The organism is Undibacterium parvum (genome assembly GCF_003955735.1).
Lineage (GTDB): Bacteria > Pseudomonadota > Gammaproteobacteria > Burkholderiales > Burkholderiaceae_D > Undibacterium > Undibacterium parvum.
On the sequence record NZ_CP034464.1, the window covers coordinates 432,004 to 454,237 of the forward strand.

The 22,234-nt window shown below is 48.5% G+C and carries 18 protein-coding genes; 10 read left to right on the forward strand and 8 right to left on the reverse strand.

What is annotated here, in order from left to right; translation table 11 throughout:
• Positions 1-12: 12 nt before the first annotated feature.
• Positions 13-708 (forward strand): glutathione S-transferase family protein, encoded by a 696-nt coding sequence (locus tag EJN92_RS01930; protein WP_126126285.1) that lies wholly within the window; start codon positions 13-15, stop codon positions 706-708.
• 139 nt (positions 709-847) lie between these two features.
• Here the strand turns inward: EJN92_RS01930 and EJN92_RS01935 are convergent, their stop codons facing one another.
• The 5 genes from EJN92_RS01935 to EJN92_RS01955 all read right to left on the reverse strand — a co-directional run bounded on the left by EJN92_RS01935 (position 848) and on the right by EJN92_RS01955 (position 8,355).
• Positions 848-2,026 carry a DJ-1/PfpI family protein gene (locus tag EJN92_RS01935; RefSeq protein ID WP_126126286.1) on the reverse strand — a complete coding sequence of 393 codons (1,179 nt, stop codon included), beginning with the start codon at positions 2,024-2,026 and terminating at the stop codon, positions 848-850.
• Positions 2,027-3,267: 1,241 nt separating this feature from the next.
• A complete protein-coding gene (locus tag EJN92_RS01940; protein ID WP_126129712.1) occupies positions 3,268-4,698 on the reverse strand; it encodes an MFS transporter in 1,431 nt (476 codons plus the stop codon).
• A gap of 795 nt (positions 4,699-5,493) precedes the next feature.
• Complete coding sequence (locus tag EJN92_RS01945) at positions 5,494-6,270, reverse strand: hypothetical protein (protein ID WP_126126287.1); 777 nt, start codon at positions 6,268-6,270, stop codon at positions 5,494-5,496.
• A gap of 74 nt (positions 6,271-6,344) precedes the next feature.
• Positions 6,345-6,845 (reverse strand): hypothetical protein, encoded by a 501-nt coding sequence (locus tag EJN92_RS01950; protein WP_126126288.1) that lies wholly within the window; start codon positions 6,843-6,845, stop codon positions 6,345-6,347.
• Between the two features lie 613 nt (positions 6,846-7,458).
• The gene (locus tag EJN92_RS01955; protein ID WP_126126289.1) at positions 7,459-8,355 is read right to left on the reverse strand and encodes a LysR family transcriptional regulator; all 897 of its coding nucleotides are present in this window, start codon (positions 8,353-8,355) and stop codon (positions 7,459-7,461) included.
• A 222-nt stretch (positions 8,356-8,577) separates the two neighbouring features.
• On the opposite strand from EJN92_RS01955, the gene EJN92_RS01960 reads away from it, so the two are divergent.
• The gene (locus EJN92_RS01960; protein WP_126126290.1) at positions 8,578-8,844 is read left to right on the forward strand and encodes a DUF2798 domain-containing protein; all 267 of its coding nucleotides are present in this window, start codon (positions 8,578-8,580) and stop codon (positions 8,842-8,844) included.
• Between the two features lie 216 nt (positions 8,845-9,060).
• On the opposite strand, the gene EJN92_RS01965 is transcribed toward EJN92_RS01960, so the two are convergent.
• Positions 9,061-9,825, reverse strand: coding sequence for an SDR family oxidoreductase (locus EJN92_RS01965; RefSeq protein ID WP_126126291.1), 765 nt, complete (start codon positions 9,823-9,825; stop codon positions 9,061-9,063).
• 352 nt (positions 9,826-10,177) lie between these two features.
• On the opposite strand from EJN92_RS01965, the gene EJN92_RS01970 reads away from it, so the two are divergent.
• From EJN92_RS01970 to gorA, 6 genes are all read left to right on the forward strand, one after another.
• The gene (locus EJN92_RS01970) at positions 10,178-11,308 is read left to right on the forward strand and encodes an efflux RND transporter periplasmic adaptor subunit (RefSeq protein WP_126126292.1); all 1,131 of its coding nucleotides are present in this window, start codon (positions 10,178-10,180) and stop codon (positions 11,306-11,308) included.
• A 15-nt stretch (positions 11,309-11,323) separates the two neighbouring features.
• The gene (locus EJN92_RS01975) at positions 11,324-14,473 is read left to right on the forward strand and encodes an efflux RND transporter permease subunit (RefSeq protein WP_126126293.1); all 3,150 of its coding nucleotides are present in this window, start codon (positions 11,324-11,326) and stop codon (positions 14,471-14,473) included.
• Positions 14,470-15,912, forward strand: coding sequence for an efflux transporter outer membrane subunit (locus EJN92_RS01980; protein ID WP_126126294.1), 1,443 nt, complete (start codon positions 14,470-14,472; stop codon positions 15,910-15,912). Before EJN92_RS01975 ends, EJN92_RS01980 begins: the two co-directional genes overlap by 4 nt.
• Before the next feature lie 45 nt (positions 15,913-15,957).
• The gene (locus EJN92_RS01985; protein WP_170174850.1) at positions 15,958-16,764 is read left to right on the forward strand and encodes a siderophore-interacting protein; all 807 of its coding nucleotides are present in this window, start codon (positions 15,958-15,960) and stop codon (positions 16,762-16,764) included.
• Between the two features lie 181 nt (positions 16,765-16,945).
• Positions 16,946-17,650 carry a glutathione S-transferase N-terminal domain-containing protein gene (locus tag EJN92_RS01990; protein ID WP_126129713.1) on the forward strand — a complete coding sequence of 235 codons (705 nt, stop codon included), beginning with the start codon at positions 16,946-16,948 and terminating at the stop codon, positions 17,648-17,650.
• A gap of 187 nt (positions 17,651-17,837) precedes the next feature.
• A complete protein-coding gene (gorA, locus tag EJN92_RS01995; protein WP_126126296.1) occupies positions 17,838-19,190 on the forward strand; it encodes a glutathione-disulfide reductase in 1,353 nt (450 codons plus the stop codon).
• A 164-nt stretch (positions 19,191-19,354) separates the two neighbouring features.
• Here gorA and EJN92_RS02000 read toward each other — a convergent pair whose 3' ends face one another.
• Positions 19,355-20,239 carry a LysR family transcriptional regulator gene (locus EJN92_RS02000; protein WP_126126297.1) on the reverse strand — a complete coding sequence of 295 codons (885 nt, stop codon included), beginning with the start codon at positions 20,237-20,239 and terminating at the stop codon, positions 19,355-19,357.
• A 78-nt stretch (positions 20,240-20,317) separates the two neighbouring features.
• Between EJN92_RS02000 and EJN92_RS02005 the strand changes: the two genes are divergently transcribed.
• Both EJN92_RS02005 and EJN92_RS02010 read left to right on the forward strand, forming a co-directional pair.
• On the forward strand, positions 20,318-20,749 hold the full coding sequence (locus EJN92_RS02005) for a DoxX family protein (protein ID WP_227869660.1): 432 nt from the start codon (positions 20,318-20,320) through the stop codon (positions 20,747-20,749).
• Positions 20,750-20,762: 13 nt separating this feature from the next.
• Complete coding sequence (locus tag EJN92_RS02010; protein ID WP_126126298.1) at positions 20,763-21,452, forward strand: glutathione S-transferase family protein; 690 nt, start codon at positions 20,763-20,765, stop codon at positions 21,450-21,452.
• Between the two features lie 258 nt (positions 21,453-21,710).
• On the opposite strand, the gene EJN92_RS02015 is transcribed toward EJN92_RS02010, so the two are convergent.
• Positions 21,711-22,229 (reverse strand): DUF2867 domain-containing protein, encoded by a 519-nt coding sequence (locus tag EJN92_RS02015; RefSeq protein WP_126126299.1) that lies wholly within the window; start codon positions 22,227-22,229, stop codon positions 21,711-21,713.
• Between the last annotated feature and the right edge of the window lie 5 nt (positions 22,230-22,234).

Consider the following 22,234-nt stretch of genomic DNA (forward strand, 5'->3'; position numbering starts at 1 on the left):
AAGGAAAAAATCATGATCAGGTTTTACTATCACCCATCTCCAAACCCTAGCAAAGTTGCACTTTTTCTCGAGGAAAGTGGGCTAGCTTATCAACTCATATTGGTCGATATTCACAAAGGTGAGCAACACACACCAGAGTACTTGGCGATCAATCCAAACGGGAGAACCCCTGCCTTAGTCGATGGTGATGTAACCGTCTTCGATAGCAATGCAATTTTGCTGTATCTTGCGGAAAAAACTGGTCAATTTTTACCTGCTGCCACACCAGAGGCGCGCGGACAAATGTACTCCTGGCTGATGTTGCAAGGCACTGGTCTCGCGCCAATGACAGGTCAATACGCACATTTCCAATTCTTCGCACCGGAGCCTCTTCCTTATGCCCTAAATCGTTTCGAATTCGAAGCATGGCGCCATTGGAATTTGATTGACGCGCAATTGGCGAAACAGCGGTATATGTTAGGCGAGGCATATACAATCGTTGACATGGCAATTTGGGGTTGGGCCAGGGTCATCCCATTCGCGCTAGGTAGTTCTGCATTTGACAAATTACCTCATGTTAAACGCCTGTTCGACGAAATCAACGCACGACCAGCGGCACAACGTACGGAAGATTTAAAAAACCAACATTCACACAAGACGGATTTTGATGCGGATACGCTCAAGGCCTTATTTCCGCACAATACCAAACAAGCTGTTTGCGCGGTATAAGTAGAAACGCAATCGAAGACAGTCGTGGTTAACACTTGCAACGAGTTTTTCTAAGCTCGACAAGTTCCTGAATCAAACTGGCCGCGATCGCTTTATAGCGATTCGTGGCCAGATTTTTTCTTATGCTCAATGCATGGACTTAGATTTTGGCCAGTTTTTTCTTATCTCCCGAGACCACTTTGACCACCAGGCGCAATTGATAAGCCGATGGCGCATTATCATTAGCCAAGCTTAAATCTAGCTCCCAAGATATGCCATCTTTGTTCTTGATAAAATGACGATGCGATTGGTCTTTGTCAGAAACCGGCGTCCATTTTTCTGTCTTGATCGCAATGGCGCTGGCATCCAGAAAATCCTTCGCGCTGTTAGCTATTTCCACACGGCCGCGCACTTCCCATTGCCTGGTATTACCGCGTTCGACGGTGCGCTCCCAAGGTGTACCCTCTGGCAGCAATATGGAGACATCCGGCATTTGATAGGCCGCCAGCAAGGCAAAGCTGCCCTTGCCGTCCGGATGCCATTCATACTCTATGCCACGTGCCACGTCTTGCGCGCGCAGTCTGCCGATCTCACGATCAACCACATGCAGCGCGCCGTCCATGCCGGCCGAAAGACCAGCGGTAGTGATGAATTTCCCGTTATCGACATAGCGACGGTTAGTCACAATATGCGCTTTTGGCGCCATTTTTTCGAGTTGAGGAATTGCGCCTGCGATGGTCGTCGCCGACAGGCCGTCCAGCAAACCAGCTTTACCAAGGATGAATGCGCCGGTGCAGACCGACAGGACTGTCTTTACGTCGCCGCTGCGCTGACGTACCCATGCCAAGGCCTTGGGATTGTTAATGATGGCATTGACATTCCCACCCGGTATCAGCAACACATCTGCCTCTGGCGCATGATCAAGTTCGAAATCGGGCTGCATCTTGATACCATAAGTTGAGTGCACACTTTCGGTGTTAGCCGCGACCGTAAAAATCTTTGCGCCTGCCTGACCAAATACTTCCATGGGCCCGCTATAGTCAATATCTTGCACGCCTTCATATACCAGAACAGCCACCCTCAGCCGCGAGTTTTTGGCAATCATTTCCATGCCATCGGTCGGGCAGATACCGGGCTTGTCATACTCCTGCTCAGGTCCCATGCCAGCCATATGCGAGTGGTTGCCCATCTGGCAAATATACGTGGTCTTCGGTTTATCTTCGGTCCGTATCGATTTTTCATCGTCGGAAGGCGCGTTTGCGGCATGCGCAAAAATAGTCGCGGCCATCATCGTCATTGCTGATAAGGTTTGCTTGCTTAATTTATTAAATTGTTTCATGTGATTCCTTGTTGTTAATTGCTGGCCCAGCTTACGTAGAACCTGTATTGCAGGAAATGACAATAACCGCTTGATTTCTGCCCCGAAGGCATTCGCAAGTTTGGGAAATGTCAGGTGTTAGGCTTGTTTTCTTTAACAACGGGTGGAGCGCCTAACGCCAGGAATGTTGCCCGTTGCAGCGTTAAACTAATCAAGGCAATGGCCAATGATATCGGTGATTTACGTGAAAAATGTCGGTGCATACGAAGTTCCAGAGAGATGTGTGAATCACCCGTTCCAAGGAAAAACTGCGATTTCGTTTCAGTGGATGGTGTCTGTTTCGCCAGAGCTCAAAGTCGATATGTGCTCATTCGAAGAATAATCGTAGCAATGTTCAATCAAATCGACCGGTACTTTGCGACGAACTGGGAAAATGCCGGGTCAGGCTGCATAAAGGAGAATGTAGAACGATTGAGATAACGACGGATTTGACGGATACAAACTATATTTTTCGACTCGCCACAAGTGGCCAGATATAATTCAATCGATACAGACCAATTCAAATTTTTGCTATTAATACCTGTCAAGCTAACGAATAATTAAGCGATACAGACTTTATTTATACGATCAGTGTGATGGATATTGGAGCCTTCACTTAAATTGATGATTTGTCGAGGACCGTCAGAAAATTTCTGTCGCTCGATCATGACGCCCACAAGATTCGAAGCATCTTACAAGCGGGTGTCAACAAACAATTGCTGAAGTGAAGTATCGTTCTTAAAGTTAGCGTTAACTGTCTTTTAGCGACCTTCTACCGGACCAGTGGAGACCACGGCATAAACGCGGACGTGAGAGTCAAAACGCAGATGACCACCAAAAACACCACGAAACAAATGCTGCTGATAGTGATTGCCAATTGTTATGTCTGTATCGAAAGTGTCGGATCTCAAGCGAGCCTCAGCGCTTAACGTCATTGAAGCGTCACCACCAATTGGAAAAGCTTTGAATGGCGCGGCATGCGCATTCGCATGCATGCCGCTTCAAGCTTCCCCCCAACGACTGGCTAGGAAATCAATACCTATATCAGACCCTCAACCGGATGCATTGAGTGGTAGGGGCTGTTCGGTCACGATACATTCGTACCTAGCGCTTCCGATCCTTAACATTTGATTTGGCTTGACTTGCTCAACTGCGGATCTTTAGCAGATGCTAAGACTGCTTGACCCAGTATACTGATCACACTATATTGATGCTCATCAATGTCATTTTGTTTGTGAAGCGCAGTCGCAGTCTGAAGGAGCGAGAGAATGGCTCAAGTAGGCGATGTAAAGAGCAATTACGATGAGCACTGCTGCCACGGTGAAGGTCATTCGCATACCAGAAGCAACAGCATCAGGGCTTGCTGTCATCATGTTGCTTGTCGCAGACCCAATCGCAAAAACCGCCCCCATTAGCGATGCGCCAGTGATCAGTCCCAAATTGCGCGACAGATTGAGCATGCCGGAAATGACACCGCGCTGGTCGGCTTGAATATTCGTCATCACCGCAGTATTGTTTGCAGCCTGAAACAGCGCGTAGCCAGCGGTAATCACTACCAAAGGAACGATGTAACCAGGAATACCGAAACTGGTCGGCAGCATTGGCAGGATGGAGGAACCAACCAACATACCAACCAGGCCGGCAATACTCATACTATGTGCACCAAACCGGTCAACAACCCGCCCAGCAGGGACTCCAGTAAGTGCGGCAACTATCGGACCGGAGGACATAACGAGGCCAACATGAGCGGCATCGAGTCCAAGCGCACCTGAAAGATAAAACGGGCCAACCACCAACGTGGCCATCACTACGGCGGTCACCAAGGTACTCATTGCGAAGCCACCGCTTAACAACGAATTGCGAAACATCGCCATACGAATCAAAGGTGACTTGGCCCTCATTTCAGCAAATACGAACAGGCCAAGGCCGACAAGTGCAGCGAACAAGAGTGCCGCATTGATTGCGCCAAAATTACCACGCCCTATCGTCATCGCAAGTGCATAAGCAGCTAGCGTTAGCGCAAGCAGAATCGTACCTAAATGGTCAAACCGGGCACGATTTGTGTTCGACGCTGGACGATCAACGGGCAGAAAACGATAAGCGAGAACCAACGTCAATAAACCCAAAGGCAAGTTGATAAAGAAAATCGATCTCCAACCAAAACCGCCAATCATGACACCACCAAGTGACGGCCCAAGCGCAGTGCCCACTGCCGACATAGTGCCAAGCAGCCCCATCGCACTACCGATTTTTTCTTTTGGGACCGCCTCACCTACGAACGCCATGGTCAACGCCATCATAATGGCCGCGCCAAAGCCCTGTACCGCGCGAGCCGCAATCAACAACCATAATGTCGGAGCAACCGCACACAGGACTGAGGCCAACGTAAACAAGGTGATCCCCACAAGCAGCAAGCGCCGGCGACCAATCATGTCGCCGAACCGTCCGACGCTAACAATTAGAGTGGTGATGGCTAGAAGATAGGCCAGGACCACCCACTGGACTTGTTGGAAGGAAGCGTTGAACGAGTGTGCCAAGGTCGGCAATCCAACATTAGCGATGCTGGTGCCGAGTGAGGATAGCAACATGGAAAGCGAAAGGCTGGCTATTGTCCAGCGAACTGTGGAGTTGAGTCCTTCGTTCTTAGCCGCCATTGGTCCTGCTGGCTCGTGTTTTGGTAGGGTAGTTTTCAATTTAACCTCTGCATGATGGGTGAACGAAATTCAGATCTATGCAAAAGATACGCCCTCAATTAACGTGGCGGAAGGCGCACCATTTGCATTGTATTGATGCATGTAACGCGATACAAAACAGGCTATTCTCAGATCAATTGATTCAGCGTCCCGTCGATACCGCTTTTTGCAACCTACTCTCATGTCTGCTTGCCGAAAGCGATTGCCGCCACAATGCCACAGAGTTCACGCTTAATGCGTTCAGAAAAAGCCGAAAAACTTTAGACAAATCAGCTCTAACCCAAACAAATTTGGAATGAAATTTGGCTTTTGAAGCCAAACTTCAGAGTGCAATGCCATGTTCGAGATTCTCTTCGAGCACTGCGAAATGACATTCGTCCGAAAGCTCGAAAATTTTCAACCATATTTACTTAATTTCGCTATTAGTCCTAACGAAATTGATATTAACAACAGGCAGATCAGGATCTTGTACATTCAGAGCAAATTTATACAGTCCAAGTTGTTCAGTATTCAAAATCAAGTTAGATCATTGCAAAGCTACAGAGTGATCAGCACCAAGTATGGTAGTGGCATTTTCAGCACTCCTGCACAAATCAATCTCTTCACCTTGTGAACGTAAATGAAAATCAATTTTCCCTGACTTCAGAAAAAAATAACAGCGTTGCAAGTTGCATTGGATTACCGCGAAAAGAATATGTTAAGTGCCCATTTATTGACTGAACTCTTTAGATAAATGGATTGCGAGCAGAACAATTTCTACATATTGTCTTTACTTAAACTAGGCCGAAACTCAAATTCGACAAGAGCGTCATCAGGCACAGATGCATCTTGAATAGGCGCAATAAAATCATATCCCAATACAGGTATGCTCTTGCGCGTCCCTTCATAAATTAGCGTTGCATTGACCGCCCAATCTGGTAACGCAAAGCTAAATTTACCCACCCCTCTTGCGCACCAATCTCCACCTAGCATAAATACATTAATCGCCGCACGTTGCGCAAAATTGAGTTCTTTCTTCCGAATCGCCACAATGACTTCACATTCCAATCTTAGATCACCCAAACGTCTTACGTTGCTCGGTAAACCTGGCGTCCGTACATCGGGACTAACGCGAATCAGCGATTTTTTTTGATTTAATATTAGATCTGAATCCTCAACATATGCTGTTTCGCTGCGCGGCAATATAAATGTGCCGTCACTTGCGATAGGAACAGGTGTTGATGTGTCACTACCAACAATACGCAAACTTACACCATCCAAATTTGATCTATATTGATTGGCGTCTGTCCGTTTGCTCAGTCTAAACTTGAGCTGTGCTGCTGGTGCACGCGAATGATGCTCCTGAAAGGCGTCTAGACCTGCTGACATTACTCGATATGGCTTAATTCCAGCATTTTTTATTCCGCTTACAGAGACTTCAGAAAGGTTTTCCTCTGTGATATTAGTCTGAGTAGTTTCAACAGACTGCTCACTTGCATGACTATATGCGTTAGTAGCGAAGAGAAACATAAGGATGCTGCTGATTTTTTTCATGTTTTTTGATATTTTTTCGTTTTTTTCAATAACTCAGCAGTTGACCGGCTACTCAAGTCCCGCTCCGCCTCTAACTAACAGGTTATATTGACCCGTACCTTGCCACCTGTTGATTTATCCTGAAAGCGCATCAATGCGTCGATACCCATTTGCATGTGTGCGGCGCTTGCAGTTTCCGTTCTCTGAAGTGCGCCGTCGCGGGCCGCGTAGAGTTTCTCGAAGAAATTGCAGGGTTGGTCGAAAGACTCCGGCATGAGGCCGTCGTACTTCACTTTAGACATTGGCGAGGGGATTATGCCGAGCAATGGTGACGATTCATCAAGCGTCATTTGACCACTCCGAACAAGCTTGTTTACGATGTTTAGCGCGTCCCGCGGCGTCATGTTTGAGAAATCAATATTCTCGACCTTTTTGATAACTTCTTCCGATTGCAGTTCGTCGGCACCGGCGACCATTGGAACTTTCGTTGCGAGCACCGCTGCGAAGGATGCTGTTTTTTCAGCGTTGCCAACAGAGCCTCTAGCAGATACATTTTTTGCGTGCAAAATGTTGCTCAGTTGAGATTCAATTTTCATGTGAACTATCCCAAGGTGAATTTGTTTGCATTCCTACCTGCGAAGATCAAAAAAACTTGCCCAGTAATGGCCATGAGCTAATTGTTTGAGACAAGGCGTCAAAATGAAATGATGATAGATAAAATTCCAACATCTCAGAGTAGTTTTCATTTTAGGTAACTGCTCTGAATTCGTAACCGTACTAAAGTACGGTTTTTTCTTCGACTGATCGCGAACGCCTCCACAAGACGAGTGCCAAATAGCGTGTGATCTACAAGGTCAGTTTAATTCTCTCGTCCCCAAGCAATGATGTTTTATTAATCGATAATTTTTCAAAGCTTAATTTATCATTTAGGAAATAGAAATAACCGATGTAGCTAAGAATAGTTCACTTTGAATTTGCAATAAACACATGATTATTTAGCGCAGTATTAACTCACGAGAACAAGCCACTGAAAAAAATCACGGGGGACTAGAAACACCAAGAGGAGTCATCTGCGCAATCAATCGCGCATACGACATCCCAATGTTCGCTACTTAAATGGGAATGGAAAGAGCAAATGAGGAAGCTACGCTATATCTGACGATTCTGATGTCGATTGCAAGTAACGGCACGACGACGAGCATGATGGCTTCAGCGGAACGAGGCGCAGGCATCTAAAACAAGACCGCGCAACCAGCGGTGTGCAGGATCAGCATGAAACCTGGGATGCCAAAGCAATGAAACAGTAAACTCCGGCATCGTGATTGGAAGTGGAAAACTAAACATTCCGGCTCTCAGGTTTCCGGTATGACGTTCAGGAACACTAGCGATCATGTCAGTGGCTCGCGTCAAGGCAAGTGCGGTCGAAAAACCACCGACAATTGTTGCTACATCTCGTTCCAGGTTAAGCAAACTGAGTGCTTCGTCGATTAGCCCTTTTTCATTACCACGCAATGAAACGCCGATATGCTTACCACTTGCATAACTGGCGGCAGTGATTTCCCCCTTGCTAAGTGGGTGCCCTATTCGTACAACACCAACCAACCGATCACGCAGTAATGCCTGCGCTCGTACTTCTGGCCCCATCGTATTCCCCACAATTCCCGTCTCCAGATCGACCGTACCGTTGCGCAATAGAACACTGTCCTTGTCTAACTTTTGCACAAAACATAGCCGCACGCCGGGAGCCTCCTCTGCAACACGAACAAGCAAGCCTGGGCCAAAGTTCTCGACAAAACCTTCGCGGGTCCTTATCGTAAACGTTCTCTCCAGCTGTTTGAGATTGAGATTTTCAGTAGGTCGTAGCACCGCTTCGGCATCTTGAACGATCTGACTTACTTTTTCACGCAGCTCTAATGCCCGAGGTGTCGGAACCAAACCGCGGCCAGCTCTAACCAATAGTGGGTCACCGGTCGTCTCTCGCAATCGCGCGAGCGCGCGGCTCATAGCCGACGGACTCAGTCCGAGTCGCTTGGCTGCACGCGCAACGCTTCCCTCCGTTAGAACGGCATCAAGAGTAAGGAGTAAGTTGAAATCAGGTGTTGACATTCGCTGAGTTTAGCACAGCTAACTTCAGACAATATAGCGTCAAACGCATGCATATAGTGCACATGGCGCGACTTCAATCCCAAGAATAATAGTGGTAATTTGTGCAGATGCATCATGTTGACCGTCGTCACAGAAATTGATTTCTATTTAAGCCCTAATTTTAAGATGCGATATACAAATTGGTAGGTATATGTTGAATAGCCCTGATGAAAGAAAAATGAAATGAGTAAGCTTGATGAACAAAAAACGACAGTGAATCGCTGGAAACTACCAGCTCGTTATACCGCACAAGTATTTGCCTTCTACATGGCAGCTATCATGGCATTGTTAATGTCGGCTGTGATCGTGGCAGCCAATACTGGGATAGGTGCTGGCTTCCTTAGTCGCGTTTCCCATGCCTATCAATTGGCAATGCCTGCGGCATTTCTTTGTATTCTATTCGTACGCCCAATAGTGATGAAGTTGGTTACTATAACTATTCATAAATAGAGTAATTACATCACAACACGAATTGTTGTGCTCCAAGGACTAATGACCAAGACGGCAGCTCGTGATTGATTGTATTGGCGTGGACGTTCGTAGTGAACCTCGTATTCGTTTCGGACGATTTGCATAAAGTTGATGGCGAAGTTGGATATACCTCACTTGGCCACCTAACTACGTTTACTGGCTCGCTGGACCTTGGACTCCAGCGGCAGCTCCTATCTAGCTACGATTGATCGAAATACCTCCATCCACTAACATTGCCGCACCAGTCATGAACGACGACGCATCAGAAGCGAGATACAGAACTGATTGCGCAATCTCTTCAGGTTTAGCCAAGCGTTTAAGTGCATGAAGGTTTTTGACATGCGCGAGCGCCTCCGGCGAGCTAGTCATTTGCCGCCCCATTGGCGTGTCAGTACCGCCTGGAAGGATTGCGTTCACCCGTACACCTGTAGGGCCGAACTCCGCAGCGAGCGATTGCGTCAAACCAATCAAACCCGCTTTGCTCGCGGCATAGGCGGCTACGCCTGGGAAACCTACAGTATAACCGACAAATGTCGAAGTAAAAATTACAGACCCAGACCCGCGTGCGAGCATGGCAGGAATCTGATGTTTCGCGGAGTAAAACGCGCTGGACAAGTTGATGTCAATCGTATCACGCCAACCCGCGGCAGATACTTCGGGCGTTGATCCCATTTCACCCAATGTGCCCACGTTGTTGAAAGCAATGTCCAACCCGCCAAAAATATTAATGGCACTACGAACCATCTCCACCGCAAAAGACTCATCTCTAGCATCGCCCACCACAGCCACCGCGCGTCCATTCGCCTTCTCGATTTCGTCAACAAGTAGATTCAGTTCATCGCTACGGCGCGCGCCAACAACAACCGATGCGCCCATTTGCGCAAAAAGCAGAGCCGTTGCCCGACCAATACCAGAGCTTGCACCGGTGACAATTGCAACTTTTTTTGAGAGAGAGTTCATTCAAATCGATCCTTGATGTAAAGGACGTAGTCTGCGTTGTGGGTCTGGTGTTGTCTGGCCGAATTCGGCCATGAAATTTAAACTCAACTTTAGAGCGACAGCGTCGAGTGAGTCTAAAAAAATCGTGGATTTTGGCTCAGAACCAATAGCTCAGACAGAATTTTCTGGGGTTCCTACTGTTACCCCCGCATAGCGCTGAACGCATTAATAACGTGCAAATCGTGCGGCTTCCGCCGCACAAATCAAGATGGTACCTTTCTAGCAGCTCTATTTTGAGCGCAACTCAATAAGCAGAGGTCATTTTGCAGTCAACCATTTCAAAACAATTTAAAGAAGTAGCTGAAGGTATGTCATGAAACAAATCCATCCAAGCGCTTCTGCAATACTTTTCGTTGCAATCACTTCAGCCGCCGTCTTATCGGGCTGTGGCCCGTCAAAAACTGTTTCGCCGGGAAGTGCGCAGCCCATAGCAACCGTTACAGTAGCAGCACCCGAGAAATCGATGGTTCAGGAAACTCTGGATTACACCGGTCGAATTGAGCCCTCACAACGAGTGGAAGTGCGCTCACGCTTATCTGGCTACCTGCAAGCGATCAAATTTCGCGATGGACAACAGGTCAAGGCGGGTGACCCACTCTTTGTAATTGATCAGCGGCCCTTTGCGATCGCACGAGATCGTGCGCAGGCAAATTTTGCTCAAGCCATCGTGCGCCAGAAACTGGCTTTAAAACAGCTCGCTCGCATCACACATCTACAGCAATCAGGCGCATCAAGTAGCGATGAACTCGACCGCATCCGTAGTGAATTTGAAGGGGCGCAGGCAGCTGTGCTATTGAGTCAAGCGGAACTGCGCAGTGCAGATCTTGAACTGTCGTTTGCTACCATTAAGTCACCCATCTCCGGCACGGTATCTGACCATCGTGTAGACATCGGCAATTACGTTGTCGGCGGTACCGCGCAAGGTGGCTTGCTCACGACGATCGTAGCGCAAAGCCCATTGCGTGCCACGGTCGATCTATCTGAGTATGACTTCGCACGACTACGGCAACAAAAACAGCTACCTGAGCGCATACAAATACGACTAGATGGAGTCACTGGCACCCAAGTCGGCACAATTGATTTTATCGACAACGAAATCAGTGCGCGCTCAGGCACATTGCGACTTCGCACCAGCATTGCCAATGTCGACAAAACCATCAAGCCCGGCAGTTTCGCACACGTTCGCATTCCCGTTGGCGCACCAGAAGAAAAACTCCTTGTGCCAGATTCTGCTATACAAAGTGATCAAACCAAAAAACTCGTGCTAGTCGTTGATGCTAACGGTAAGGTCGCGCCCAAGCGAGTCGAATTGGGTGGTCTGTATAACGGAAAGCGCGTAGTGCTATCAGGATTGTCTGCTGATGACAAAATAATCGTATCTGGCGCCCAACGCGTACGTCCTGGAGATAGTGTAAAACTCTCCACGCCGGTCACTGGCGCTTAGGAAGGAGTCGTATTCATGCACTTTTCACACTACTTCATCAAACGCCCTATTTTCGCGATTGTTCTATCAATCCTTCTAACGTTAATCGGTGCCGTCGCTGCCTTTAAACTCCCTATTTCAGAATTTCCCGAAATCGTACCACCGACCGTCACAGTCAAGGCGAGTTACCCTGGCGCATCTGCGCAGGAGATTGCTGAAACGGTTGCCGCGCCGATTGAGCAAGAACTCAATGGCGTCGATGGTATGTTATATCTTTCATCCCAGTCAGTTGGCGACGGTAAGCTAGTTATCAGCGTCGTATTTAAACCCGGCACCAATATCGACGACGCGCAATCTTTAGTGCAGAACCGGGTCGCGATTGCGGATTCTCGGCTTCCTGAGGAAGTTCGACGTCAGGGTATCGCCGTCAAGAAAGCGTCGCCAGATCAATTGATGGTGGTGATGTTCGCTTCGCCCAAAGGTACCCACGATCAACAATACATCTCCAATTTCGTCAGTGCCAAAGTGAAGGACGCGTTGAGCCGCCTCGATGGTGTTGGCGATATTTACACCCGCGGCGCACGCGATTTTTCGATGCGTATCTGGCTCGATCCAGCACGTGTGGCTAATATGGGGCTGACACCATCAGAAGTGGTTGCCGCTATACGGCGCTCTAACGTGCAGGTAGCCGCCGGTGTACTAAACCAACCGCCGGGCGGTAGTGATGGCGCTTTTCAGATTCAAGTACAGGCACAAGGTCGGCTGCGTGATGTGGAGGAGTTCAAATCCATCATAGTCGCAACGCAAACTGACGGTGCCATCGTACGCTTGCGTGATGTCGCACGTGTCGAAATGGGTGCGCAAGATTATACGGAGAGTGGTTTTGTCGATGGACAGAATGCGGTTGCCTTAAGCATCAGCCAAAAACCAGGGTCGAATGCCTTAGCTACAGCAGATCGAATACTCGCACAACTGGAAAAACTTAAAATCGATTTCCCCGACGATTTGACCTTTAATGCACACTACAACCCGACCGATTTCATTCGAGCATCAATCGACAAAGTCAGGGATACGATTTTCGAAGCAGCCCTATTGGTTTGCTTGACTGTACTTCTGTTTCTGGGATCATGGCGTGCCGCAGTGATACCTATTTTAGCAATTCCTGTCTCGCTCATCGGCACCTTCGCAGTAATGGCCGGGTTAGGCTTTTCAATCAACACCTTGTCTTTGTTTGGCTTGGTGCTAGCAATAGGTATCGTAGTGGACGATGCTATCGTCGTGGTTGAAAACGTCGAACGCCATATTGAGGAAGGCCTGAATCCGGCAGATGCCGCGCGTCGTAGCATGAGTGAGGTCGGCTCTGCACTGATTGCCATTGCACTTGTCCTTGTTGCTGTATTCATTCCTACTGCATTTATAGATGGTATTTCCGGCATGTTCTATCGACAGTTCGCAGTCACGATTGCCGCATCTACAGTGATTTCAGCGATGGTGTCACTGACGCTCTCACCTGCTCTAGCAGCATTACTACTGAAGCCCAAACACAGCCAACACGGCGATAGCATTGGTGAGCGATGGATGTCAGTTTTTAACCGTGGTTTTGGGCGATTGTCTGATCGTTATACTCAACTGATCGGATTTACCTTGTCACGCCGCTGGTTAATGCTGCCGTTGTATGTTGGTCTGGTTGGACTCACAGTCTGGCGCTTTGTAGCCACGCCCACTGGCTTTGTTCCGCAGCTTGATCGTGGTTATGCAATTGTGTCGATTCAGCTACCTCCCGGCTCGACATTGGAACGCACGACTCAAGTGACCCACGAGGTAACCCAACGATTACTGAAGCAACAAGGTGTGGCGCACACAGCCGCCTTTGCCGGCACCGATGGCGCAACATTTACAGCTGCACCGAATGCTGCCGTCATTTTTACAATCTTCAAGGATTTTAACGAGCGTGCGGGATATCACCTTGATGGCCCCGCGATGTTAGCGGCCATGCGCAAGACGCTGGCACCAATCAGCAATGCACGTGTCATGGTGATTCCGCCACCGGCGGTACGAGGAATCGGGACCGGAGGTGGCTTCAAGTTACAGATCCGCGACATCAATGGTCAGGGTCCGCAGGCGTTACAGGCGGTTGCCCGCGAATTGGTTGAACACGCGTCTAAGCTACCCTCGGTTGCAAGCGCCTTTACCCCATTTAACGCAATGACGCCACAGCTCAAGGTCGACATCGACCGTACCAAGTCAGAGTTGTTGGGCGTTACCCCTGATCGTGTAAATGAAATGCTACAAGCCTATATGGGATCGGTGTTCGTTAACGACATGAATTTAATGGGGAGAGTCTGGCGTGTCACCGCGCAAGCTGATTCAAGCTATCGACGAAACGTTGACGATTTAGCCGCACTGAAGACGCGCAGCAGCAACGGAGCCATGGTTCCATTGGGTAGCTTGGCTAGCTTTCAACAAACAACCGCCGCCTACCGCGTGCCACGCTACAATTTATTTCCAACAGCAGAACTTCAAGGAAGTAGCAAGCCGGGCTTCTCAACCGGTGAAACAATCGCGGCCATGGAATCTATGTTGGCGGCACGTCTGCCTGCAGGATTCGACTATGAATGGACCGAGCTTGCGCTGCAAGAAAAGCAAGCCGGCAGCAGCACTTTGATTGCATTAACGCTTGCCGTGGTGTTCGTTTACCTGTTGCTGGCGGCGCTATTCGAAAGCTGGCTGTTACCCCTATCGGTGGTAATGATAGTGCCGATGTGCATTTTGGCAGCTCTTACCGGTGTGTGGTTGCGTGGAATGGACAACAACGTCCTGACTCAAATCGGCTTTGTCGTATTAATTGGGCTCGCCGCTAAGAACGCTATTTTGATTGTTGAGTTTGCACGTCAAGCGTTTAACGATGGAGCCACCGCTCGCGAAGCAGCAATCGCAGCGGCGCATGCAAGATTGAGGCCCATACTGATGACCTCACTCGCTTTCCTGATGGGTGTATTACCTCTAGCATACTCGACTGGACCAGGAGCAGAGATGCGCCAATCCGTCGGCACTGCAGTCTTTACCGGAATGATCGGCGTAACCGTTTTCGGACTGTTATTTACGCCCTTGTTCTTCGCTTTGTTGGCTCGCCGAAAAACTAAAAGTGTAGAAAAAGTAACGCACGAAATCGGAGCTAAAGTATGAAAAACACGATGAAGTTTCCATTAAAAACGAGTTTATCTGTGTTGTTGTCAACGCTCTTTCTTGGCGCGTGTTCCAGCGTAGCCTCCTACAAGGCACCGCTTCTAGATAGCAATCATGTATCGACCTTGCCATCAGCGATCACGAGCAAGTCACTTCAACGCGGCACACCGCCTGCTTTATGGTGGAAGCAGTTTGGCGATGTCCAGCTAGAAACACTGGTTGAACTGGCATGGCGAAATAATTATGATTTACGTACAGCGGTAGCAAGACTTTCAGGTAGTCGTGAACAGTTGCAGGTCGCCCAGAGCGCACTCATACCCAACGCTAGTCTCGATGCTGGTTCAAACCATACAAAGCTCGCAGCAATCGAAAGCCGCAGCGGCTCCCCCACCATTGTCAGCCCCCTTCAATGGCAGATGTCGCTGGCTTGGGAGTTGGATCTTTTTGGGCGTGTTAGCCACAGTATCGAGGCTGCACAAGCCTCGGTTGAGGAACGTTCTGCCCTTCGTGACGATGTTCGGCGCGTGATTCTCGCGCACGTAGTTGAAGCCTATCTTGACTTACGTGGTGCTCAGATGCTAAGTGCATCCATCCAAGCGCAAGTTGACAACCAAACCAGTTCATTGAAGCTGATTCGTGACCGTGAAACTTTTGGTAGTGCGTCGTCATCGGAGCGTCTACGCTTTGAGGCACAGCTTCGACTGCTTAGCTCGCGCTTGCCTAGCTTGATCGCGCAAGAACGTTCAGCCCGAAACCGCCTGGCGACACTGACCGGGCAAAGGCTCGACGCACCACAATTGGCGTTACTGGATCAACCTATTACGATAAAACTGCCGCAGACAATCATAACGGACGAACCGGCGCAGCTTTTGCTCCGCCGCCCAGACCTGAAGGCAGCGGAACGAGCGCTGGCAGTGGCCACTGCAAGGGAAGGCATCGCTTACGCCGAGCTGTTTCCGAGAATTAGTCTGTCGGCCCTCGTCGGTAGTTCTGGCGTGGCAGGTAACTGGCTGACTGGCGACGCGAGTCGCTGGCGCGTGGGTGCAACGTCTTCATGGTCTTTGTTTGACGCCGGCGCACGCCGTGCTCAATTCCGTGCCGCTGGAGCGGAAGTTCAGGCCGCGTTAGCCAACTTCGACAAAGTTGTCGCCGTTGCTCTCGAGGAGACCGATACCGCCCTCTCAACCTGGGGGCAACTTCGCAAGCGTAATGATGAGTTACATATCGCCCTAAGTCTAGCCCAGGAGAGCGTTCGGTTATCGCGCTTGCGCTACGATGAAGGGATGGAAAGCCTTCTCAATACCCTAGAATCGGAACGAATCGCGCTGGCAACCAATGAGCAATTCATTAGCGCAAAACGCGACTTCGCTATAAGCACAGCACGCTCCTATTTCGCGCTTGCGGGTGGCTTTGATGTCGGCAATGCCGTTAGTAAATAGACGAGCAATCGTCGTTCGATGGCACCCAAAATTTTAAGTTATACAATGTATACAAACACAGAAAAACCAACAACAAATCACATTCCGATTACCACTATTGATGCGCAAAATGACATTCAGCAGACGATACCGGTTCGACCACAATTACCAGCTGTAGTGACTGCACGCGAACAACTCAGTAGGGCTCGGATTCGGCTCACCTTCAGTGGTGATGATGTGGCGACATTTATTCGTAATAAGGCAGCGCAAGCGCCCGGCAATTGGGTAAAGCTCTTCGTGCCGTCCTCAAATGGAGAGATTGTTGGCCGTGCCTACACGCTGCGTAAGTTTGATCTCTGCATGGGAACTTTCGAAATAGATTTTTTCACCCATGAAAACGGGCCTGCTTCGTCTTGGGCGAATTCGGCACAAGTCGGCGATACCATAACGTTTGCCGGCCCTCGTGATGGTGGATTTGCTCTTAATCCAATATCAGAATGGCTTGTTCTCATCGGAGACGAGACTTGTTTATCCGCGATACAAGTTATCTTGTCTAATCTACCATCCGACTTACCTGGTACTGTCTTGATTGAAGTCGATGATCCTGATGAACATAAGCCATTCTTTGTAGGGAAAAATATGAAACTACAATGGATCAAGCGTACTCATAACCCATTGAAAACCGATGATGCATTAACCAAGTCACTCAGTAATATGGAAAAGCTTTCAGGCTTCGGCCAAGCATGGGTGGCCGGTGAGTCCAGTAGCGTCATGGTGATACGTACGTTTCTACAAGAAAAATGGAAATTGGACAAAGAGTCGATTCGCACGAAGGGCTACTGGAAAAAGGGAGTGACACATTTTCGTTCATAGCCATTCGCGAATGATTGTTCACTTCTCGGGTAAAGGGAGTGAACCGACGTTAGTACGGCAAAACTACATTTATTCAAACGAGATAATTTTAGAGACGAACAGTTCAAAACTGAAACGGTAGTTTGTAATGTTCTAATTTGCAAAATTCACACGAGTACAAGAAGATAAATGAAAGAACATGATGATTAATTTTTCTGCTTTTCCTATTACAAAAAAATGGCCCCCTACTCGGCCTAACGACATTCAACTTTACTCGCTGCCGACGCCTAATGGCGTCAAAATATCGATTATGTTAGAAGAAACTGGGTTGGCATATGAATCTCATCTGGTAGATTTCTCAAACAATGATCAAATGTCAGCTGAATTTTTGTCCTTAAACCCAAACAACAAAATTCCAGCGCTCCTCGACCCTAATGGCCCAAAACACAAACCCTTTCCTCTTTTCGAATCAGGAGCGATTTTGCTCTATTTGGCAGATAAGACAGGTCGTTTTTTACCGTTAGATCCCGCCGAAAGGTATGAGACGATTCAGTGGCTGATGTTCCAGATAGGAGGCATTGGTCCGATGTTTGGTCAACTGGGCTTTTTCCACAAATTTGCAGGCAAAGAATATGAAGACAAGCGACCGAGGGATCGTTACGTGACGGAGTCGAAACGCCTCCTGAATGTCTTAAATAACCGGTTGGAGAACCGCAATTGGATGATGGGAGATACTTACACGATTGCAGACATCGCTATCTTTCCGTGGGTGCGTAATTTAGTCGGCCCCTATGGAGCCGCCGATTTGGTGGGTATTGAGGACTTTCCACACGTTATTCGAGTATTAGATAGCTTCACAGTTCGACCAGCGGTTATAAGAGGCCTTGAAGTACCCAGACGCACCTGAAGTTGGATTGGAAGAAATGCACTCCAAATGGTTAAGTGAGCGTTATACCAAACCAATTTTTCTTTGTGCTATGAGCATAGTGATTTCCCGCACAACAGGATCAGTTTAATTAGAGTGTTTTTCATATTTGAAAACGACAGATTTACGGAAGTCCTGGCATGAAACTTAATAGAGATAGAGGACTGCAATGGGCGTTGAAATGTTTGATTTATTAGTAATCGGTGGTGGCAGTGGTGGTGTACGCGCTGCGCGTATGGCAGCACAGAAAGGTGCACGCGTCGCTTTAATTGAAGGTGGCGATTTAGGCGGCACTTGCGTCAATGTCGGCTGTATTCCCAAAAAACTCTATAGCTATGCAGCGAACTATTCAGAGTCTTTCGATGAGGCGCCTGGCTTTGGTTGGTCGATTTCTGAAAAGCCAAAATTAGACTGGGAACTGTTGAAAGCCAACCGAAGCAAAGAAATTTTTCGTCTCAATGCAGTATATGCAAATCTACTGCGCGATGCCGGGGTATTGATGATTGCCGGTTGGGCCAAGATAGTCAATAGCAATACGGTGCAAGTCAACGGCGTTGAGTATCATGCCAAAACATTGTTGATCGCCACTGGCGGTACCCCAATGGTACCGGAAATTGCAGGAGCAGAACATGTGATCACGTCCAACGACATGTTTGATCTTGCGACATTTCCTAAACGATTGTTGGTCGTGGGCGGTGGATATATCGCTTGCGAATTTGCGTCCATATTTAACGGGCTTGGTGCGCAAGTCACTCAACTTTATCGCGGCGACCAAATATTGCGCGGCTTTGACGATGATGTGCGTCAATTTCTTGCGTCAGAAATGCGTAAATCTGGCGTGGATTTACGCATCAATGCCTATGTCGCTGCGATTAGCAAATCGGAAAATGGACTGATCGTCAGTTTAAAAGACGGCCAGACAATACAAGTCGATACTGTCTTGTATGCCATTGGGCGCATACCGAATATTCAAGGTTTAGGGCTGAAAGCGAACGATATTGCGCAAAGTTCCGATGGTGCAATTAAAGTAAACGATCAATATCAAACATCCGTCCCCGGCATTTATGCGCTGGGAGATGTCACTGCTCGAATTCAGCTAACTCCAGTCGCATTAGGTGAAGCAATGACCCTAGTGGATCATCTGTACGGCAAAAAGCAAATGCAGATGGATTACGATTTCATCCCGACAGCTGTCTTCACTCATCCAAACGTTGCCACGGTCGGATATAGCGAATCTGATGCACAAAAAACATTCGGCAAAATACGCGTTTATCGCAGCGAATTTAAAGCACTTAAACACACCTTAAGCGGCAGCACAGAACGGTCAATGATGAAACTCATCGTCGATGATGTAACTGATCGCGTGGTCGGAATGCACATGGTGGGGGCTGATGCTGGCGAAGTCATCCAAGGATTTACCGTCGCCATGAAAGCAGGCGCTACCAAAGCCGTGTTTGACAGCACAATCGGCATTCATCCTACTGCGGCAGAAGAGTTTGTGACGATGAGAATCGTTACTTAAAGGTAATGTCAAACGCAGAAGATTCGACGCACTTGCCGATTTATTTGGATGGGACTTTTGAGTATTTGGTGGGTTGTTGGGTTGAGGTTTTTGCTTGATTAGATGCCAATATTTGTTAGTTCCAAAAATTGATCGAAGCTGATCCCTGTCGCGCAAAGTGCAAACTAATTCAAGATAAGCTGGTTAGCCAAATGTGCGAACACGGTAGACACGCGCCTGAGATGTCTCGATTCCGTGTGTGTGAGTAGCCAGAGTTCAGTTTGGTTCTCGTCGAGCGCATCGGTAATTTGTCGCAGTTCACTACGATGCTGGCCTAAGAATAGCGGGACAATACCGACACCCACGCCCTGCGCCACAAATTCAGCGACGGTTAAGATACTGCTGACCCGATATTGCGGCTGCACTTTCGGAAAGTATTTTTTTCTCCACAATACCGAGGGGTGCTCTGGCAGAGCATCATCAGGAGCTATCCATGCACTATTCTGTGCACGGACATCGTCCAAATTTTGGATACCACTTTTTGCTGACGCAAACAAGGCAATTCGGATAGGGCCGATACGCTTTCCGACTAAATGTTGTGGTGGCTTTTTCGTGGCGCGCAACGCGATATCTGCATCTCTGCGAGTCAGATTGGCCAGTTCATTTCCCGTATGCATTTCAAGCTCAAGCAGTGGGTGTGCCACTCGTAAGGATGGGAGTACGCCAGCGACCAGACCATGCAAAATGGTGTCGGTCGTGGAAAGGCGCACGGTGCCAGAGACCTGATCGGGCACAAGCTGGGCGGCAGAACGTGCTGATTCCAGCTCGCGCTCTAATTGCTCTGCATGAGCGGTCAACACTTGCGCCAGCTCCAACGCCAAATAGCCGTTGCGTGATCTGGCAAAGAGCTGTTGCCCCAAGCCACGCTCTATGCGCTGTATTGAACGAAAGACAGTCGACGCATCCAGCGCCAGACGTTCCCCCGCCGCCGCGAGCGTGCCACCTCGATTCAAAGCCAACACCAACTCAAGATCGGCCGCACTTAGTTTGTATTGCGTTTTCGAAATCATAGAATTCACATTTGCCTATTTTGTATGCGTGAAGGCAATCATATACTGAAGACCTTAACAACTCAATGGAGCAACGAAATGAATAATGAAATGAACAAAGAAATGAAAAATACTTCGACCCAATACGGCATCAGCTTATTACGCGTTAGCCTGGGCATCATGTGGCTGGCGCATGCCGGTTTAAAGTATTTCGTTTTTACGTTGCCGGGCACTGCCGGGTATTTTGAAAGTATCGGTTTTGCCGGATTTTTGGCGTATCCGGTATTTGCTGCCGAACTTTTCGGTGGCATCGCCTTAATTTTTGGCCTCTACGCCAGGCAAATTTCATTGGCGCTAGTGCCTGTCATGTTGACCGCGACATGGGTACATCTGCCAAATGGTTGGGGCCACACTAGCCCAGGCGGTGGTTGGGAATACCCACTATTTCTCAGCATCGCCTCGATCTCACTTTGGTTGATTGGCGATGGCAGTTTTGCCGCCCGCCGCAGCCAACGCTTTATTTTTTCTTAATGAGGAGAACAACATGTCGACCCCTAGCATACCTCTGCCCGCATTGACATTACTCAGCCATCCTTTGTGCCCATACGTACAACGTGCGGCAATTTTACTCACCGAAAAAGGAATTCCTTTCGAACGAAAAGACATCGATCTGGCGAACAAGCCAAAATGGTTTTTGCAGCTATCACCGCTAGGGAAAACGCCTGTCTTGATGGTGGGCGATGAGGCAATCTTTGAATCCGCTGTGATCTGTGAATACCTCGATGAAACGCAAAGCCCACGCCTGCATCCTGAGCATCCGCTGCAACGTGCTCGACACCGGGCATGGATGGAATTTGGCTCTACCATCTTGAACAGCATAGCGGGTTTCTACAATGCACTGGATGAGAAAACGCTCGCATTGAAGGTCAATGAAATAGCAGAAAGATTCGCTCAAATAGAATTGGCATTAGGCGAGCGAGGTGGATATTTTTCCGGAGACGATTTTTCGATCGTCGATGCAGTATTCGGGCCACTTTTTCGTTATTTCGACACGTTTGAGTTGATTGATGATTTCCACTTTTTCGAGCACACGCCAAAAGTGCGCGCCTGGCGCCAACAATTAGCATCGCGTCCGTCAATCCAAGGCGCTGTTAGTGACGACTATCAAGATCTATTAAAAACATTTTTAGTCGATCGGCAATCCGCCTTATCAAAACGAATGGAAACGCATTAGAACTAACTATTAGTAGGGAAATTAAGTATGGTTCTTTTTGGAAACGCCGATAAAGACAAGCGCGAGTTCAAACTCGAAGTGCAACAGAAGATTAATTGGATGGGGTGGGAAGATGCAGTAGCATCCGAACTCCCAGAGCCGTAGTTCGCAGCACGTAGGGAACCAATACTTGCTAGCTAGTATTGGTGTCCGCTTGACCGACCAGAGAGGCAGAGGAAATGCAGCCGCAATGTTGCGAGCATAGAGCAAGCGTCTTACTTAATGAAGGCATTGAGCTAGTTTAGACAATGTTGCGGGAGCAATGATGCGATGGGCTGGCGTGACGAAGAGCATGTACAGACGGCCCATGTAGTTGTGTACATGAACCACGGTAGAAACCGAAACCAAGGTGCATCCGGGCTTGTCTTGCTTTGCGACAGAGATCTTCACGTCCAAGTGCTTATCTGTTTCCCCAAGGATGACTTCGCACTCGTGCAGTTCGAGCACCTTGAAGATGCCCGCCTGATCGCCGATTTGGTAAGCCTGAGAGGGCTTTTGAGAATCGATGCTACTCAACTGCCCCATATCTTTGAGCCCCAATCGCACACCGATCTTATTGCGCATGTTCATGAGAGCGTCAATCCAACGCGGGGTACGCGAGAAGACACTCAAATAGAGTTCGAGAGGGCTTCTCGAGTCGGGGGGGAGTTCGACGGAGTAGCAGTCGTAAAAGTAGGCTGTTTTCAAGCTCTCATTGAGTGCGCTAAATGTCGGTACTTCAGTGGCTTCTATGTTCATTTTGT